Source organism: Acinetobacter sp. AOR18_HL (assembly GCF_027855145.1).
Taxonomy (GTDB): domain Bacteria; phylum Pseudomonadota; class Gammaproteobacteria; order Pseudomonadales; family Moraxellaceae; genus Acinetobacter; species Acinetobacter pittii.
The window spans coordinates 35,526-52,822 of sequence record NZ_JAKTIG010000017.1 but is presented as its reverse complement, the minus strand read 5'-3'; the positions used below and the strand labels follow the sequence as shown (position 1 = coordinate 52,822).

The window sequence follows — 17,297 nt, the reverse complement described above, 5'->3', positions numbered from 1 at the left end:
TGCATGACATGAGTGATGTCATTAAAGATTTAAGTGAATTACGCTTAAGCTACGAGCAAGGAGAATTGCATGAGGGGCAAGTTGAATCTAATCCTCATCAGCAGTTTCTTGGTTGGTTTAACCATGCTCTAGTAGCCAATTTGCATGAACCCTATGCAATGTCATTAGCGACAGCAAGCGCGAATGGCAGACCTCATGTTCGAACAGTTTTGTTACGTGGGGCTACAGAAGCTGGGTATGATTTTTATACTAATTACGACAGTCAAAAAGGTATCGATTTGGCAGAAAATCCATATGCCGAATTATTATTTTACTGGCCAAGTCTAGAGCGTCAGGTGCGAGTTGGTGGTCGTGTAGTCAAAATTGCTGAGCAAGAGTCTACAGATTACTATCGTAAACGACCACGTGATAGCCAAATTGCAGCGCATATCAGTATTCCGCAAAGTGGTAAGATTGAAAGCCGAGAGCTGTTACAGCAACGTTTTCAAGACTTACAACAGCAAGTTACAAGTCGTGAAGTACTTGATAAGCCAGAGTTCTGGGGAGGCTATCGTCTGCAACCAGATTATTATGAATTCTGGCAGGGAAGACCAAATCGTTTACATGACCGCTTGAGTTATGAAAAAATCGACGGTCAATGGACGCTGCACCGACTGATGCCTTAAATGACAAAAATACAAATCAAACAAAGACCTTTATTAACACGCCCTGAACAGTTTCAGGGCGTGCCTCCGTTTATTGCCGAAATTTTGGCAAGGCGTGGGGTACAATCTGAACAGGAATTAGAGTTAAAGCTTAAGAATTTATTAGCTCCACAGCTCAAGGGATTAGAAACTGCTGTGGCATTAATAGATCAAGCTATTGATGAGCAGAAAAAAATTGTTATTGTCGGTGATTATGATGCCGATGGTGCAACCAGTACAGCTTTAATGGTATTGGTGCTTCGCGATATGGGGGCACAAGTCGACTATTTGGTTCCAGACCGATTTAAATACGGTTATGGGCTTACCCCCGCAATTGCAGAGCTTGCACATCAAACTTATCAACCCGATTTATTAATTACTGTCGATAATGGGATTTCCAGCCATGCTGGTGTTGATGCGGCACATGCACTGGGCATGCAAGTGGTTATTACAGATCACCATTTAACCACTAAAGAAACACCGCTTGCAGAAGCAGTTGTAAATCCAAATCAGTTAGGTTGTGAGTTCCCAAGTAAGGCGCTTGCAGGTGTTGGAGTTGCATTTTATGTACTGGCCAATTTAGCAAGTTTACGTAACAAGCAAAACAAAAGTACAAGTAAAGTCACTCAATATCTAGACTTGGTTGCTTTGGGAACGTATGCGGATGTTGCTGTGTTAGATTATAACAATCGTATTTTGGTCGATGCAGGCGTAAAACGTATTCAACAACATCAATGCCGAGTCGGAATATTGGCGTTGCTAGATATTGCTGGCCGTGAGGCTTCATCTTTGCGTGCACAAGATTTAGGTTTTGTTTTAGGTCCGCGTATTAACGCTGCTGGACGCATGGAGAGCATGCGTATAGGCATTGAATGTTTATTAGCTGACACTATGGAATCTGCCTATCCAATCGCGAGACAGTTAAATCAATTAAATATAGAGCGCCGTCAAATCGAAGGGGAGATGAAGCAACAAGCCTTGTCTGCTTTAGATAGCTTGCAGCTCTCAAAGGAAGACGTTCCTCAAGCTCTTATACTCTTCGAAGAAAACTGGCATCAAGGTGTGATTGGGATTGTTGCAGGGCGTTTAAAAGAGCAGTTTCATCGTCCCACTATTGTGTTTGCACCTGATGAAGATGGTATTCATATAAAAGGGTCTGCACGTTCAATTGATGGGGTGCATATTCGAGATACGATTGAACAGGTTGCTGAACAACATCCAGAATTGGTGAGCCATTTTGGTGGGCATGCAGCAGCAGCAGGTTTAACCATACGTAAAGAAAACTTCGAAGCTTTTAAAACAGCATTTACCAATTGCATTGCAGCAATGGAAGAATCTTTGTTTCAAGCAACGCTATGGACGGATGGAGAACTCCCTGCTTCGGCTTTGCAACTAAATACATTAGATTGGATAGAACAGTTGGGGCCTTGGGGACAAAAATTCCCTTTTCCTCAGTTTGAGGGGCATTTTAAAGTTGTTGATTATCGCTGGCTTAAAGAAACGCATTTGAAGCTTAAATTAGCACTCGACCAATACAGTTTTGATGCAATTGCTTTTAATGCAGCAGGCCGTTTTGAATTTGACCCAATGCGGGATTATGTACATTTGGTCTATGAAATAGATCGTAATGCATTTAATGGCAATGTGAATTTACAATTACGCATCATACATTTAAACCAATAAAAAAATCCGCTCAATTGAGCGGATTTTTTATGACTTTAGGATTGATTAGAAGCGGTATGCTGCACGAACACCATAAGTGTTGTCGTTATCACCAAATCCAACACGGCCTTCAACACTTACTTGCTGATTTAAGAATTTTTTAGCATTAATACCAAATTCATCTTTATCAGTTAAGTCGTTGTTGTAGTAATCAGCACCAACACTTAAAGTTTTGTCGATGTAGTAGTCACCACGAACTTTATATTCGTCTAGGTCACCAAACGCACCGAACGCTTCAAGGTTTACGTCATGTTGGCCTACTTGAGTTACGTATTTAGCACGAACTGTTGGATCAGCTCCGTCTTTACCGTCTTTTTCGTCGTAGCCTTTAACACCTAGAGCAAGTAATAAACCTGGAGCTGGTAAATAACCTACTTCGGCTGCATAAGTAGTTACTTTTTGGTCGTAATTAGTGTTATCAATTTCACGCTCATTTCGACCTACATCACCGCTAAGGTAGAAATCTGAGTTAGGAACGTAATATTCAACACCTACGCCATACTGAGTATCTTTTGTACCGCTGTTATCGCCATAGTTGATAAGGGCGTTAACGTTACTTGTACGGCTTAAGAAAGCTGCTTCAGCAAGTGGAGCGTTACGAGTTTGAACAGGATTAAAGTAATAAGTCCCGTCAACACCGAATTTACTTACGCTGCTACCGTTGTCTGGATCAAGATAATTGTAAGAACCACCAACTTCAGCTTGGTAAGCGTTTGCTGCGCCACTCACTGCGAGTGCAGATAAAAGAGCTGATGCAATTGCTAGTTTTTTCATGGAATCTCTCCCCTCTAAAAAGCGATTTTATAAATGTTTTGTTACAACTTTTAGTCTAGACGAAAAAGCTTAGTCGTCAATCTTGCGCAAGTAACCGTACTGTAACCGTGTGATATTTATGTAAATCAATTTAATTTAACAAATTGATTTTAAAGTATAAAAACATAATGTTTTATTTTATTAAAATTGAGGATATTTTGTGTAGATCATAAAAAATGCTGTAAAAGTACCCAATTTTGTATGAGGATGTTACCAATTAATCTTAAATTGAACTGAAGAAAATTTATAAATTAAATTGATGAAATATGATGAGAAATACAAAGCGGGTTCGTAGATAACCGCAGCTATGCTAAAATAATTGACTGTTTATCTGCTCTTATGGGAACACTCGCGTGGAAATTAATCCTTATCTAAACCAATTGAAAGACTTAACTGATCGTAGCCAAACACTACGGGGGTATCTTTGACTACGATCTGAAAAAAGAACGTTTAGAAGAAGTTTTACGTGAGTTAGAAGACCCTGCGATCTGGAATGATCAAAGCCGTGCTCAGGCAATGGCGAAAGAAAAAGGTGAACTAGAAAACGTTATTAATGTATTGGATGGCTTATCTACACAGCTTGAAGATGCAAAAGCGATGTTAGATTTGGCTGTAGAAGCCGACGATGAAAGCCTGCTTGAAGATGTTCAGTCTGAGCTTGGGGCTGCCGAAGATGAACTGGCTAAACTTGAATTCCGTCGTATGTTTAGTAACCCAATGGACCCGAATCCTTGCTATGTAGAGATTCAATCAGGTTCAGGTGGTACAGAAGCACAAGATTGGGCGTCTATGCTTTTACGTATGTATATGCGCTGGATTGAACGTCATGGCTTTAAAGCAGAACTTATGGAAGTGTCTGACGGTGACGTAGCAGGTATTAAATCAGCAACGATTCGTGTTGAAGGTGAATATGCCTACGGTTGGTTACGCACAGAGTCAGGTGTACACCGTTTAGTTCGTAAATCACCATTTGACAGTGGCAACCGTCGTCACACTTCATTCTCTGCGGTATTTATTTCACCAGAAGTTGATGACAATATTGAAATTGATATTAACCCTTCTGATGTTCGTACCGATACGTACCGTGCATCTGGTGCAGGTGGTCAGCATATTAACAAAACCGACTCTGCTGTGCGTTTGACTCACATTCCAACAGGTATTGTGGTGGCGTGTCAGAACCAGCGTTCGCAACATGCTAACCGTGACCACGCATGGAAACAGTTACGTGCACGTTTATATGAATTGGAAATGCAAAAACGTAATGAAGCAGCTCAAGCTCTAGAAGACTCGAAGTCTGATATTGGTTGGGGAAGCCAAATTCGTTCATATGTATTAGATGATTCTCGTATTAAAGATTTACGTACGGGTGTTGAAAACTCTAATACAGGTGCTGTTCTTGATGGTGACCTTGATCGTTTTATCGAAGCGAGTTTAAAACAAGGTTTATAAGAGTCTGCTGAACTTTTAGTTTAAATACAGTTCATCTATGAATATTTAGAACTCTTGGATTTTTAGCGATTAAAACGGCAAAGCAGTTCAGTCTTCGAATGTTAATCGAAAAAATGCGATATGAATATCGAAAAAAATAGATATGAATATCGAAAAAATGCGATATTATGTTTTCGAAATGCTGAACAAAGCTTTGTTCGTTTAAAAGACGTGTTGAGCCTATGGATATTGATGCAATTAGCAAAGCCCTTTCCAACCCTCTACGTCGGCAAATTTTGCAATGGTTAAAAGAACCTGCACATTATTTACCGGTGGAAGAATGTGGTGGTAGTTTTGAGAAGGGTGTTTGTGCAGGTCATATTGAACGTTTGGGTAAAGTAGCTCAGTCTACAATGTCCAATCATTTGTCTGTGTTACAACAGGCGGGGCTTATTCAGGTCCAAAAATATGGTCAATGGTCTTATTTTTCACGTAACGAAGCTTTGATTCAGCAATATATCGAACATTTAAAACAAACACTTTAAATTATTAAAAGTGTAAGTCGAGGCGATTATGGCTGAACTCAATACTCCTTTAACGGTTGGTGATTTTGAAATCAAAAATCGATTGGTAATGGCTCCATTAACGCGTGCGCGTAGTGGTGAAAGCCGAGTGCCTAATGATTTAATGGTTGAATACTATCAACAACGTGCAAATGCTGGTCTAATTTTGACCGAAGCAACAGTAATTGGTTCAAAAACTGTGGGTTACGCAGACACCCCAGGATTATGGTCACAAGAGCAGGCACAAGCTTGGAATAAAATTATTGAGGCAGTTCATGCTCAAGGTTCAAAAATTGTAGCTCAACTTTGGCATGTAGGCCGTATTTCGCATCCTGAACTTTTAGATGGTGATATTCCTGTTGCACCAAGTGCAATTCAACCTGCGGGTGAAGTGAGTTTATTACGTCCTAAACGTCCCTATGTAACACCGCGTGCACTTTCAATTGAAGAGATTCAAGAAGTTATTGCTCAATACAAACATTCAGCAGAACTGGCTAAAGCAGCAGGTTTTGATGGTGTTGAATTACACGCAGCGAACGGTTACTTAATTGACCAGTTCCTTCAAAGTAATACCAACCAACGTGATGATGAATACGGTGGTCCTGTTGAAAATCGCGCACGTTTATTATTAGAAGTCGTTGATGCATTTATTGAAGTGTGGGGCGCAGGCCGAGTAGGTGTTCATATTGCACCGCGTGGTGATTCACACGATATGGGAGATGAAAACCCATTAGCAACTTTTGGTTATGTAGTGGAACAGCTTAATCAACGTAATGTTGCTTTCATTTTCTCTCGTGAATATGAAGCTGCTGATAGTATTAGCCCTAAACTTCGCGAAAAATTTAATGGTGTATGGATTGCCAATGAGAATCTAACACCAGAGTCAGCAAAACGTATCTTGCGTGAAGGTCAGGCAGATGCTGTATCTTTTGGTAAGGCATATATTGCTAACCCAGATCTTTTACAGCGTTTAGAGCAAGATTTGCCACTAAACGAACTTCAAGCAACGACTTTATATGCGAAAGGTGCTGAAGGTTATACAGACTATCCAACACTAGAAGCTTCATAAGGTTCTTTGAAATGATGTTTTGCTGACTTCGTCCATTTCTGAATTCAGTAAATCGCTTTTCTTGTAATGGTAGAGTTTAGGTATCGAAACTCTGCCATTTTTTCTATCTATGTTATATTTTCCCCAGTTTTAAACTTTGACTATTTGAGGCAAACCGCTTGGCGACCCCATTTTGGTACAACACCGCACTCCATTTATTAAAACCTTTTTACCACTGGCGTATAAAAAAACGTGCAGAAAGCCAGGAATTATATAATCAGGAATGTCTTGAAAGATTTGGGCCGTTTGAATCTCCGAAAAATGTGAGAGCAATTTGGTTCCATGCTGTTTCGGTTGGAGAAACCAATGCTGCGCAGCCTTTAATCGAGCATTATCTTAAACTCGGTCAGCCTGTGTTAGTTACTAATACGACTAAAACTGGGCAAGCGCGTGCCAAATCATTATTTTTAAAAGCGCCGTATTTAGATTTATTTCAAGCAGTTTATTTGCCTGTTGATCAAAAACATCTGTTAAAACAATTTTTTGAGTTGTACCAGCCAAAACTTTTAGCATTGGTTGAAACTGAACTTTGGCCAAATTTAATTGATCAAGCCAAGCTACAACAGGTTCCTTGTTTATTATTAAATGCGCGATTATCAGAAAAATCAGCTAAAGGTTATAGCCGTGTTTCAGGTCTAACAGCAGGAATGCTGAAACAAATTGATTGGGTGCTGGCACAAGATAATGCGACTCGACAACGTTATGTAGAACTTGGTTTAGATCAACAAAAAAGTCAGGTGGTTGGAAATATTAAATTTGATATTCACGCACCAGAAGCATTTATAAATCAGGCAGCAAAGCTATACCAGCTATGGTATTTGGGCCAACGAAAAGTACTGACAATTGCCAGTACACATGCACCCGAAGAACTACAAATTTTGCAAGCACTTCAGCCTTATCTAAGGTCAGATCCAAAGTTAGTTTGTATTGTCGTACCTCGACATCCTGAACGTTTCGACGAAGTCTTTGAAATTTGCCAAAACCTAGATTTAATTACTCATCGTAGAAGCTTGAACCAAAGTATTCATACGAGTACACAGGTTTATCTAGCCGATAGTATGGGGGAGCTTTGGTTATGGTACGCCCTAAGTCAGGTGTGTTTTGTGGGTGGATCACTTAATGAACCGGGCGGTGGGCATAATATTTTGGAGCCTATGGTTTTAAATGTACCGACCGTAATTGGACCTCGTTACTTTAATTTCCAAACCATTGTTGATGAATTTATTGATGAAAATGGGGTGCTCATTGCTCAAGACGCTGAGCAAGTTGTAGCAATCTGGATGGCATGTTTAGCCGAGCCTGAAGAAGCAAAGCAGGTGGTAGAGCAGGCGCATAAAGTCTTACAACGTAACCAAGGTTCATTACAAAAGCATATTGGTGTAATTAACCGGTATTTGGCCGAAAAACCATGAATATCGTTTTACTAGAACCTGACGATGTTCAGTCAGATTTATGGTTAATCCGTTCAAAACGCCAATTGCAGCATTTACGTGAACATCTTGATATTACGGTGGGCCAAAATCTAAAAGTTGGTGTTCGTAATGGTGCACGCTATACCACTGAAATTGTTTCGATGAATGAGCAAGAAGTTTGTATACGGCCTATCACTGAAGAAGTTGTACCTGCAAAACTTCCAGTACATTTAATCGTAGCGTTACCAAGGCCCAAAGTTTTACGCCGTTTAATTATGGATAGTGTGACTCTAGGTGTTGAAAGAATTAGTTTGATTCATAGTTCTCGTGTAGATAAAAGCTATTGGCAAACTCCATTTTTGCAACAACTTGATAACTATGTGACTTTAGGGCTTGAGCAAGCAGGCGACACCATTGTTCCTGAAATTCAATTATATAAACGCTTTAAACCTTTTGTTGAAGATGTTTTACCAAACTTAATTTCAAAGGAAAGTCCCGCCTATGTGGCTCATCCGTATGCGGAGCAGAGCATGCCAGTTAATATTCCGCATGCGTGCAGTGTAGTCGTTGGACCCGAAGGCGGCTTTATTCCCTATGAAGTTGATTTGCTCACAAAAAACGGCTGCCAAGCTGTGAGCTTAGGCAACCGTATTTTAAGAACTGAAACGTCTATTTCTTATATTTTAGGTCGTCTCTTTAGTTGATGTTTCTGGGTTTAAAAGTGGCTGATTTGAAGCCATTTTTAATTCCTGAATTGGGTAAGGAATATTAATACCGTTCTCATTGAAAGCTTGTTTTACTTGAGCTTGAATTGTACTTGTAGATGAGGACATATCAGTTTCAGTAGTATCAACCCACCAACGTACAGTCAGGTTAACCGAGAAATCTGCTAAAGCTGTAACGTTAACCGAGAAAGCTGGCTGACTGAGTACATTTCGGTCATTATTAAGAATATCTAAAATAATCTGTTTAGCTTTTTGTTCATCGTCATCATATCCAATGCCGACTACAAACTCACAACGTCGTTGCTGATAAGCCGTATTTACAGTTAAAGCACTCGTATAAACAGTGGCATTTGGAATAACAATACGACGGCCATCTGGCGAGCGTAAGAATGTTGCACGAATTTGGATATCTTCAACAGTTCCTTCAAGTGAATTGACCACGATTGAATCGCCAATACGGAACGGTTCGCTCAATAAAATCAAAATACCTGAAAGCAAGTTTTGGAAAATATCTTTAAATGCGAAACCAATTGCGACCGAACCGATTCCTAACGCGCTCATGAGTTGCCCTGGGGTAAAACCTGGGATCATGATGACGAGTGCAATTAAGAATCCAAAAAATAAAATTGTCGTACTTCCCACACGGTTTAGAACCAACACTAGGTTTTGGCGCGTGTAAGAGCGATTTTCTAAGGTTTTACGAACAAAGAACTTAAATAATTTGGTGAGTAGCCAAAAAATAATAAAAACGATAATCGCAATACAAATATAAGGCACACGTTCCCAGAAGCTATCCACGATTTTATCAATAGTGGTATAGGCATCATGATACTTTTCGGTATGGGCTAAAACCGTTTGAGTGGTTTTAGTACCTGCTTCTTGCAAAAGTTCGCCTGTATTTTTTGCAACATACGTTAAGGATTTTTGTTCATCAGCCACGACAAGTCTCTATTTTAAAAAATTATGAAAGCGATGATCGGCTTTCATCATAGTAGGAGATAAAATGTGCGCCTACTATAATGAGTTCATCTGAATAATAAAGTGTTTTTTAATTAAAAGTATTCCGTTCCTTTTTGTAAGATTTGTGACGGGGTTTGAATAGTATCGGTACCAGAGAAGTAGTAAAAAAAGCCTGCGGTAGAAATAAGGCTAATTAAAATAGCCAATAAAATAAACCAAGCCATGAGTTTTTCTATGAACGTTGATGGTCGAGATGGACCATATTGATTTGGACCTGCTGTACCTGGGGCAAGTAGTAAATAAATCATAAAAAAGAACTGAACAACTGGAATGAATAGTAGTAATCCCATCCAACCACTTTTATTTAGATCATGCAAACGTCGCACGACGAGAACAACATTTAAATAAATCAGGAATAGCCAAAAAGCCCAGACTACCAAAGCACTGAGGCCAGAAAGAGAGCTATAAAACTCAAAATTAAATAAATTACTTGAAAGCTGAAAACTTCCAAGAAAGGAGGCCAGAATAAAATAACCCACGATTGTGACTAAATAAATCAGTCCATATCCACCTAAATAACTCATACGGTTAAAACGGCCATGAATTGAAAAAGGGCTATCTTTTAAAGGCAGCTGTGGTGGGCGTGAGGAAGTTGTTTGGGTAAACATATTATTTTATTCCTAGGTTGCATATGAGAGACAAAATAATCTTTGTTGATGATCAAAACCATCAAATATTGAAAAAATTATAAAAGTAAAAGCTATAGACAAATGTTTTAAATCAACTTAATTTTATAAAAATGTTCATAATTTCGTATGCTTGAGTAGGTGGTTAATATATGACCAAAGTCGCATTGTCTAGGCTTTGAAAGAGTCATCATACTGCAAAGGCATACAAATAAGATCCAGTAAAATAATAGCCACAGTCTCGAGATGGGATGCACAAGATCAAGGAAGTTGCGTATGAATGAGATCTATCCAGTACCAGAGGAATTTAAAAAAACAGCTCGTACTGTTGAAGCAGACTACTTTAAACGTTATCAACACTCTATCGAGAACCCAGATGAATTCTGGGCAGAGCAAGCTAAAATTGTCGATTGGATAAAGCCATTTACCCAAGTTAAAAATACCAGTTTTGACAAAGACAATTTCAAAATTGAATGGTTTGCTGATGGTGAGTTGAACGTGTCAGCAAACTGCCTAGACAGGCATCTTAAAGAACATCCACATAAACCTGCAATTATTTGGGAAGGGGACCATCCTTCTCGTCATAAAATCGTTTCTTATAAAGAATTACACGATGAAGTCTGCCGTTTTGCCAACGTTTTAAAGAAATATGGCATTGGTAAAGGTGACCGCGTTGTGCTGTATATGCCAATGGTGACAGAAGCTGCAATTGCCATGTTAGCTTGTGCCCGTATTGGTGCTGTTCACTGTGTGGTATTTGGTGGGTTCTCGCCAGATTCTTTAGCAAGTCGTATTGAAGACAGCCAAGCTAAACTGGTGATTACCGCAGACTCAAGTCTACGTGCCGGAAAACTATTACCGCTCAAAGAAAATGTTGATTTGGCTTTAGCATTGCCGGGTACCGAGTGTGTTGAAAATGTGATTGTGGTTTACCGTAATGCAAACCCGATTGAAATGAAGCCTGGTCGTGATTTGTGGTATCACCTCATTATTATGGAGGTTGATGCAAACTGTCCTCCAGAGCCGATGAAGGCAGAAGACCCTTTATTTATTCTTTATACATCGGGCTCGACAGGTAAACCGAAAGGTGTGTTGCATACGACAGGCGGTTACTTAGTTTATGTAACCAGTACCTTTAAAGAGGTATTTGATTTAAAACAAGATGATGTGTACTGGTGTACAGCCGATATCGGTTGGATTACAGGGCATAGTTATTTGATTTATGGGCCGCTGGCAAATGGTACGACGACTTTAATGTTTGAAGGTGTGCCTCAATATCCAACATGGGCACGTCTTGGTCATGTGGTCGATAAACATAAAGTTTCTATTTTATATACAGCACCAACCGCAATTCGCGCCATGATGCGAGAAGGTGATTCGTTTGTACGTGAAAGTAACCGTAGCAGCCTGCGTTTACTTGGTTCGGTCGGTGAACCTATTAATCCTGAAGCTTGGAACTGGTACTACAACGTTGTTGGTGAAGGCCGCTGCCCGATTGTTGATACATGGTGGCAAACCGAAACAGGCGGTATTTTGATTGCGCCATTGCCGGGTGCAACAGCTTTAAAACCGGGTTCAGCAACACGTCCGTTATTTGGGGTCCAACCTGCCATTGTAGATGGTGAGGGTAATGAGCTAGAAGGTGCGGTTGAAGGTAACCTTGTGATTAAAGATTCATGGCCAGGCCAGATGCGTACCATTTGGGGGGACCCAGACCGCTTTATTGAGGCTTACTTCTCGACCTTTAAAAATACTTATTTTACGGGTGATGGTGCTCGCCGTGATGAAGATGGCTATTACTGGATCACAGGTCGTGTTGATGACGTCTTAAACGTTTCAGGTCATCGTCTGGGCACAGCTGAAATTGAAAGTGCTCTTGTTTCGCATGAATCAGTAGCAGAAGCAGCAGTGGTGGGCATGCCTCATGATATTAAAGGACAAGGTATTTGTACTTTCGTGACTTTACAGGCAGGTGTTCCAGAATCGGAAGAGCTGCGTAAAGAGTTAATCAATTGGGTACGTAAAGTGCTTGGACCTGTGGCTTCACCTGATGCACTACATTGGGCACCAGCATTACCGAAAACCCGTTCGGGTAAAATCATGCGCCGTATTTTAAGAAAAATTGCAGCGAATGAATTAGATAGTTTGGGTGACACTTCAACCTTGGCTGAGCCTGCTGTGGTTGATCAGTTAATTGCAACGGTTTATCCTGATAAGCAAAATTAATTTTAAGAAAGCCCCATCTGGGGCTTTTTTATTGCTTGCTATTAAGAGCTTGTTAAAAAGTCAGCAGTATTTTGTACATTTGCAAACGTACTCAGCGCAGTTAAAAAAGCAGTTTGTACGTCTTCAGCTTTTACAGTTTTTCCGTCATGACTTAAATCGCGAGTTGCGGTTGCATCTGCAATTAAGATGGGTTGATAGCCAAGTTCTTTAGCTGCACGTGTACCTGAATCAATACACATATGCGTCATCATGCCTATAATAATAAGTTGCTCAATTTGATGTGCTTTTAAAAGCTCATCTAAATTGGTTTCTAAAAAACTGTTTGGATAACGCTTTGTCACGATTAATGAATCACTGCCAGCACTAAGTTCAGGATGAAGTAAAACACCGTCGGTATTTTCTTGAAAGAAACTCGCTTGTGGTGGGTTAATATGTTGCACATAAATAATCGGTAAGTTTTTCTCGTTAAAATATTGTTCAAGCTGCTTTATTTTATCGAGCGCTTGATCTGGCCCAACCAATTCCATTTTGCCATTTTTAAAATAATCATTTTGAACATCGATAACTAATAATGCTTGTTTCATGAGATTACTCTTCTTGATATGAGATAAAACAAGATTATTCTCTGCTTGAAAAATCGGCTATAGTCAGATGAAAGCATTACCGCCAGTTTTCTTTCGCCATGAAAAATGAATATTGAATTAGACCCGATTGATCTAAAAATTATTGCATTACTTAAACAAGATTCCCGACTGACAAATAAAGAAATCGGACAGCGTGTCCATCGGACAGGACAGGCGGTGGGTGCTCGAATTGCTCAGTTAATGGATGCAGGTGTTATCAAAAACTACACCATTGCCGTTCAATATTCGCATAAACAATTTATTCATTTGCATTTAAATGAACAACGCGCATTTGAAGAAATTGAAAATTTGGTTAAGCAATACGAACAAATCGATGAATGCTTTAAAGTCATGGGCAATGCTTGCTATATGATTGTCAGCCATTTTGAACCAGCAGCATTAAATGAATTTATCGAAAAACTTTCAAAATGGTGCCGTTACTCGGTTGAAACAGTGATTCGAGAAGTCGAGAAATCCTAAAAAAATAAAGGCTCCAAGCCGAGTCTTGGAGCCAATAAATTCTTTATTTTTAATTTATTGTTTTTATTATCTTGCGCTGTTTTAACTGGGGTTTTTAGGCTGATTTAGCTTGAATTTCTACCTCCTTTTCCTGTTGAAGTTCTAACTGGCGAACGAGCGGCAGAACCTTTTCTCCAAAATATTCCACCTCTTCAATAAAGTGTAAAAATCCGGAAAGAATCAAATCAACACCTACATTTTTGAGTGCCACAATACGCTCTGCAATTTGCTGCGGCGTACCAATTAAATTGGTTTTAAAGCCATCATTGTATTGCACTAAGTCTTCAAAACTTGATTTTGCCCAGTTACCTTGTTGCTCTGGTGAAGCAGCACCTGCTTCACGTGTAGCATCTCCAAATGCATTTACCGCTTCAGTATTGGCTTTATCAATAATTTCTTGAAGTACTGCTTTTGCTTCTTCTTCGGTATCTCGGGCAATAATGAAAGCATTTACCCCAATTTTGACATGATGGTTATTGGCTTTTGCTTTAGTACGAATATCTTCGACTTGTTTTTGAATTTCTTCCACAGTATTACCGTTGGTGAAATACCAATCAGATACACGTGAAGCCATGTCACGTGCGGCACGTGAACTGCCACCTTGAAAGACTTCGATATAAGGCTTTTGCAAAGGTTTTGGTTTAAGTGTGTAGTTTTGGAACTGGTAGTATTTACCATTGAAACTATAGTTGTCGGTGGTCCAGATTCCTTTTAGAGTGCGAATAAATTCTTCAGAGCGAACATAACGTTCATCATGCTCAGGCCACTCTTCACCAATGGCATCAAACTCGCCTCTGAACCAACCACTCACTACGTTAATCGCAATACGGCCTTGAGTTAAATAATCAATCGTTGCAAGTTGTTTAGCCGCAAGTGCTGGTTTCCAAGGGCCGGGCAGAATCGCCGCAATGACTTTTAATTTTTCAGTTTTTGCTAGTAATGCATGACTGAAACTTACCGATTCATGTTGGTTTTCTGCCCCGTACCCAGCCGTAAAACGAATTTGGGTGAGCGCATATTCAAAACCATTGTTTTCGGCAGCCTGTGCAAGTCGAACATTGTAGTCATAACTCCAGTCTGTACGCTGTTCGATGTTACTCACTACAAGGCCACCGCTTACGTTTGGTACCCAATAAGCAAATTTAATTGGTTGTTGTAATTGCGTCATGGTTCGCTCTCCCCATTCGTTCTTTTTATTTAGCTATATTGCGCTTAGGCAACATGCGTTAATGATTTGCCAGACTTGTGATGCAAACGAGATTCTGCCGCATCAAGGTCTGGTACAGCTGCTGAAGGTAATACTTCTTCTTGCTCAATTTGCTTGTTAATACCAAGCTCTTGATTTGCTTGCTGTGATTTAGATTTGATTACTTCAGCACGTTTACCTTTCGCCGGCGCCCATTCTAAAATTGGCAATGCGCGTGCCACTGCTAACGTAATCCGGTCTGATAATTGCTCGCTTTTCACTGTATATTCAGGGGTAAAGTCACGATCTGTCGCATATACGCCAATTGGTAAAGTTTGTGCTTGGAAGAAACTGAACAATGGGCGAAGTTGATGTTCAAGTACAAGTGCATGACGATCACTACCGCCCGATGCTGCTAAAAGTACAGGCACATCGACTAAAGCAGTCTGTTCAACAAAATCGAAGAAATGTTTGAAAAGACCTGTAAAAGAAGCACGGTAAACGGGTGTACCTACAATTAAAGCATCTGCTGCTTCAACTGCTGCAAGGTCATCTTGTACGCGCTGTGGAAGTTGGTTGCGATAAAATGCGCCGCCTAGTAGAGGCCCGATTTCGCTTAATTTAATAAAGTGAACTTTAATATCGATTGCTTCTGATAATTCATCAAGAATGGCTTGAACCAAACTTTCCGTTTTAGATGGGGTATTTAAGCCACCAGAAACAGCAACGATATTTAAAGGTTTTGGTGATGTGATACCAGTCATAATTTGGTTCCTAAGCCTAAAACAAGAGATTGGACTTATTAATCAACAATGACGGTGAACTGTAAAATAACGAAATTGGTCAACCTTATCAGTTTTAAATATAAAAGATAAATAGTGGATTTTTATACTTTGCTTTTTTATTAAGTTGCTGTTTTTATTTTATATAATTATAGGTGATATATTTTTTATAATAAAAAAGAAGCTTATATAAAAAACAGATTAATTTTGATTAAAAGTTAAAAAACATCTGAAAATATGGGCTAAGTTCTGCATTTATCAACATTTTGCATAAAAATGGATAAGATGAACGTATCTTTCATCTAAATAGTAGGGTTACAATAGGCCATACTTATGCTCAAGATTACTTTAATCGCTTATGAATATTTTAATCGTTGATGATCATCCTTTGTTTCGTCATGCTTTAATTCAAGCAGTACGTTATAGCCTGCCACAGGCACAAATTCATGAAACAGCCTCGGTTGATGAGTTTTATGAGCGTTTGGAAAATGGGGCAGAACCTGATCTAGTATTACTCGATTTAAATTTACCGGGTGCTTCAGGATTTTCGGCTCTGGTTTATGTAAGAGCACAGTATCCATCTATTCCGATTATTGTTGTTTCTGCACATGAAGAAACCTCAATCATTCAGCGTGCAATCGCTCATGGTGCGATGGGTTATATTCCTAAGTCGGCTCATCCAAGCCATATTGGTGAAGCGATTCGTCAAGTCTTAGAAGGTGATATCTGGTTGCCACCGAACTTGCCATCTAATCTTAACCTTGACCCAAGAGCAGCAGATGAGACTGCTTTAGCTGAACGTATTCAATCATTAACACCTCAGCAATTCCGTGTTTTGATGATGGTTGCGGAAGGTTTGTTAAATAAGCAGATTGCATACGAGCTAGATGTTTCAGAAGCAACGATTAAAGCTCACGTAACGGCTATCTTTAGAAAATTAGGTGTACAAAACCGTACACAAGCCGTATTGGCAATTAGCGCACTCAATATTGAAGATAAGAAAATCTAAAAAGAAAAAGACCTCGATTGAGGTCTTTTTTATAGGTGTCACTTAAGCAAGGCAATCTTGCTTAGGTGTTAGGCTGTCGCAGTACAAAGGATTGAGTGCACATTGCAAATCATCAATTTGTTCTTGAGTCACGTAGCCTTTCATTTTTAAATATTCAGCCACACGGTCATCACGTAAGCTTAAGAAAGCTGCATCATAAACACCTAAATCTACAAAAAGTGCAGCTGTTTCTAGGCTATTGAAGCGATCAAGGAAAATGTCATTGCCATACATTAAGAAGATATGGTCGAGTTTTGCTTTTTCATCAACATGGAGTCGTTCAGCAAGTTGATCGGGGTGCGTTTTAATAAAGAGTAAGTCAGATAATTCATCAAATTGAGTCATATCTAACTGATTCTCGCCGAGTTTGACATGACCAAGCCAAGCTTTGAAAACGAGTACAGCACCGCCACGGAGTAGCATGCTCCAGATTTGATGACGTGTGTCATGGTCAAGATTTTCACTTTCAGCGCTAAGAACTTTTAAAAAGTTTTCTTCTTGTTGAGCCAATTTGTCAAATAAGCCTAAACCTTGAGGATGATAAGCCGCAGGTGCAAATACATCAAAATTTAGATCATGAAATACATTAAGTGCGAGGGGGACGGCACACTGATAAATTGTATTTAATGCTTTGATGTGGGCATCATTCAGTTTGCTGTGGGGGAAAATACTTTGCCAATCTAGTTCAGGAAGTAAAGCATTGGCACTGTATTGACGATAAAACTGTTGAGACGAAAGTTGGCCTTGCGGGCTGTTATCAGAAATATTCATGGCAATTGTCCTTTGCATTAATTCGTGAGCAGGGGTGCTTAA

The 17,297-nt window shown here is 39.6% G+C and carries 17 protein-coding genes; 10 read left to right on the top strand and 7 right to left on the bottom strand.

The window, feature by feature from the left end; translation table 11 throughout:
- Positions 1-8: 8 nt before the first annotated feature.
- Positions 9-665: a pyridoxamine 5'-phosphate oxidase gene (pdxH, locus tag MKL51_RS04490; RefSeq protein WP_017481810.1), complete on the top strand. Its 657-nt coding sequence runs from the start codon at positions 9-11 to the stop codon at positions 663-665.
- Entirely contained in the window at positions 666-2,366 is a 1,701-nt protein-coding gene (gene recJ, locus MKL51_RS04485) for a single-stranded-DNA-specific exonuclease RecJ (protein ID WP_005066825.1), read from the top strand.
- A gap of 45 nt (positions 2,367-2,411) precedes the next feature.
- Here recJ and MKL51_RS04480 read toward each other — a convergent pair whose 3' ends face one another.
- Complete coding sequence (locus MKL51_RS04480; RefSeq protein ID WP_017481809.1) at positions 2,412-3,179, bottom strand: putative porin; 768 nt, start codon at positions 3,177-3,179, stop codon at positions 2,412-2,414.
- 392 nt (positions 3,180-3,571) lie between these two features.
- Here MKL51_RS04480 and prfB point away from each other — a divergent pair.
- From prfB to MKL51_RS04455, 5 genes are all read left to right on the top strand, one after another.
- Positions 3,572-4,667, top strand: a protein-coding gene (gene prfB / locus MKL51_RS04475; RefSeq protein WP_099475557.1) for a peptide chain release factor 2 whose coding sequence is annotated in 2 segments (ribosomal slippage) — positions 3,572-3,643 and positions 3,645-4,667 — 1,095 coding nt in all. Because the reading frame shifts where the segments join, the coding sequence is not laid out codon by codon here.
- A gap of 221 nt (positions 4,668-4,888) precedes the next feature.
- A complete protein-coding gene (locus tag MKL51_RS04470; RefSeq protein WP_002121891.1) occupies positions 4,889-5,191 on the top strand; it encodes an ArsR/SmtB family transcription factor in 303 nt (100 codons plus the stop codon).
- A 28-nt stretch (positions 5,192-5,219) separates the two neighbouring features.
- Positions 5,220-6,278, top strand: a complete 1,059-nt coding sequence (locus MKL51_RS04465) for an alkene reductase (protein ID WP_017481808.1) — start codon at positions 5,220-5,222, stop codon at positions 6,276-6,278.
- A gap of 158 nt (positions 6,279-6,436) precedes the next feature.
- Positions 6,437-7,729, top strand: a complete 1,293-nt coding sequence (locus tag MKL51_RS04460; RefSeq protein ID WP_017481807.1) for a 3-deoxy-D-manno-octulosonic acid transferase — start codon at positions 6,437-6,439, stop codon at positions 7,727-7,729.
- Positions 7,726-8,433 carry a 16S rRNA (uracil(1498)-N(3))-methyltransferase gene (locus MKL51_RS04455; RefSeq protein ID WP_005078645.1) on the top strand — a complete coding sequence of 236 codons (708 nt, stop codon included), beginning with the start codon at positions 7,726-7,728 and terminating at the stop codon, positions 8,431-8,433. Before MKL51_RS04460 ends, MKL51_RS04455 begins: the two co-directional genes overlap by 4 nt.
- On the opposite strand, the gene MKL51_RS04450 is transcribed toward MKL51_RS04455, so the two are convergent.
- Together MKL51_RS04450 and MKL51_RS04445 are read right to left on the bottom strand one after the other, a co-directional pair.
- Positions 8,413-9,393 (bottom strand): mechanosensitive ion channel family protein, encoded by a 981-nt coding sequence (locus tag MKL51_RS04450; protein ID WP_017481806.1) that lies wholly within the window; start codon positions 9,391-9,393, stop codon positions 8,413-8,415. The genes MKL51_RS04455 and MKL51_RS04450 overlap by 21 nt on opposite strands.
- Before the next feature lie 113 nt (positions 9,394-9,506).
- A complete protein-coding gene (locus tag MKL51_RS04445) occupies positions 9,507-10,082 on the bottom strand; it encodes a DUF805 domain-containing protein (RefSeq protein ID WP_017481805.1) in 576 nt (191 codons plus the stop codon).
- A 294-nt stretch (positions 10,083-10,376) separates the two neighbouring features.
- Between MKL51_RS04445 and acs the strand changes: the two genes are divergently transcribed.
- Entirely contained in the window at positions 10,377-12,326 is a 1,950-nt protein-coding gene (acs, locus tag MKL51_RS04440) for an acetate--CoA ligase (protein WP_002121838.1), read from the top strand.
- A 41-nt stretch (positions 12,327-12,367) separates the two neighbouring features.
- Here the strand turns inward: acs and MKL51_RS04435 are convergent, their stop codons facing one another.
- On the bottom strand, positions 12,368-12,910 hold the full coding sequence (locus MKL51_RS04435; protein ID WP_017481804.1) for a cysteine hydrolase family protein: 543 nt from the start codon (positions 12,908-12,910) through the stop codon (positions 12,368-12,370).
- 105 nt (positions 12,911-13,015) lie between these two features.
- Here MKL51_RS04435 and MKL51_RS04430 point away from each other — a divergent pair, with 105 nt between their 5' ends.
- Entirely contained in the window at positions 13,016-13,429 is a 414-nt protein-coding gene (locus MKL51_RS04430; RefSeq protein WP_005066843.1) for an Lrp/AsnC family transcriptional regulator, read from the top strand.
- 94 nt (positions 13,430-13,523) lie between these two features.
- Here MKL51_RS04430 and sfnG read toward each other — a convergent pair whose 3' ends face one another.
- The gene (sfnG, locus tag MKL51_RS04425) at positions 13,524-14,636 is read right to left on the bottom strand and encodes a dimethylsulfone monooxygenase SfnG (RefSeq protein ID WP_017481803.1); all 1,113 of its coding nucleotides are present in this window, start codon (positions 14,634-14,636) and stop codon (positions 13,524-13,526) included.
- A gap of 44 nt (positions 14,637-14,680) precedes the next feature.
- A complete protein-coding gene (gene msuE, locus MKL51_RS04420) occupies positions 14,681-15,418 on the bottom strand; it encodes an FMN reductase (protein ID WP_002122062.1) in 738 nt (245 codons plus the stop codon).
- 376 nt (positions 15,419-15,794) lie between these two features.
- Between msuE and MKL51_RS04415 the strand changes: the two genes are divergently transcribed.
- Positions 15,795-16,445, top strand: a complete 651-nt coding sequence (locus tag MKL51_RS04415; protein WP_002122041.1) for a response regulator — start codon at positions 15,795-15,797, stop codon at positions 16,443-16,445.
- 42 nt (positions 16,446-16,487) lie between these two features.
- Here the strand turns inward: MKL51_RS04415 and MKL51_RS04410 are convergent, their stop codons facing one another.
- The gene (locus MKL51_RS04410) at positions 16,488-17,255 is read right to left on the bottom strand and encodes a hypothetical protein (protein WP_017481802.1); all 768 of its coding nucleotides are present in this window, start codon (positions 17,253-17,255) and stop codon (positions 16,488-16,490) included.
- Positions 17,256-17,297 lie beyond the last annotated feature (42 nt).

Excerpts from the sequence above, each read along its gene's own strand:
- pdxH (WP_017481810.1), top strand. The coding sequence starts at position 9 with ATGAGTGATGTCATTAAAGATTTAAGTGAATTACGCTTAAGCTACGAG.
- recJ (WP_005066825.1), top strand. The coding sequence starts at position 666 with ATGACAAAAATACAAATCAAACAAAGACCTTTATTAACACGCCCTGAA.
- MKL51_RS04480 (WP_017481809.1), bottom strand. The coding sequence starts at position 3,179 with ATGAAAAAACTAGCAATTGCATCAGCTCTTTTATCTGCACTCGCAGTG.
- MKL51_RS04470 (WP_002121891.1), top strand. The coding sequence starts at position 4,889 with ATGGATATTGATGCAATTAGCAAAGCCCTTTCCAACCCTCTACGTCGG.
- MKL51_RS04465 (WP_017481808.1), top strand. The coding sequence starts at position 5,220 with ATGGCTGAACTCAATACTCCTTTAACGGTTGGTGATTTTGAAATCAAA.
- MKL51_RS04455 (WP_005078645.1), top strand. The coding sequence starts at position 7,726 with ATGAATATCGTTTTACTAGAACCTGACGATGTTCAGTCAGATTTATGG.
- MKL51_RS04445 (WP_017481805.1), bottom strand. The coding sequence starts at position 10,082 with ATGTTTACCCAAACAACTTCCTCACGCCCACCACAGCTGCCTTTAAAA.
- acs (WP_002121838.1), top strand. The coding sequence starts at position 10,377 with ATGAATGAGATCTATCCAGTACCAGAGGAATTTAAAAAAACAGCTCGT.
- MKL51_RS04435 (WP_017481804.1), bottom strand. The coding sequence starts at position 12,910 with ATGAAACAAGCATTATTAGTTATCGATGTTCAAAATGATTATTTTAAA.
- MKL51_RS04430 (WP_005066843.1), top strand. The coding sequence starts at position 13,016 with ATGAATATTGAATTAGACCCGATTGATCTAAAAATTATTGCATTACTT.
- sfnG (WP_017481803.1), bottom strand. The coding sequence starts at position 14,636 with ATGACGCAATTACAACAACCAATTAAATTTGCTTATTGGGTACCAAAC.
- msuE (WP_002122062.1), bottom strand. The coding sequence starts at position 15,418 with ATGACTGGTATCACATCACCAAAACCTTTAAATATCGTTGCTGTTTCT.
- MKL51_RS04415 (WP_002122041.1), top strand. The coding sequence starts at position 15,795 with ATGAATATTTTAATCGTTGATGATCATCCTTTGTTTCGTCATGCTTTA.
- MKL51_RS04410 (WP_017481802.1), bottom strand. The coding sequence starts at position 17,255 with ATGAATATTTCTGATAACAGCCCGCAAGGCCAACTTTCGTCTCAACAG.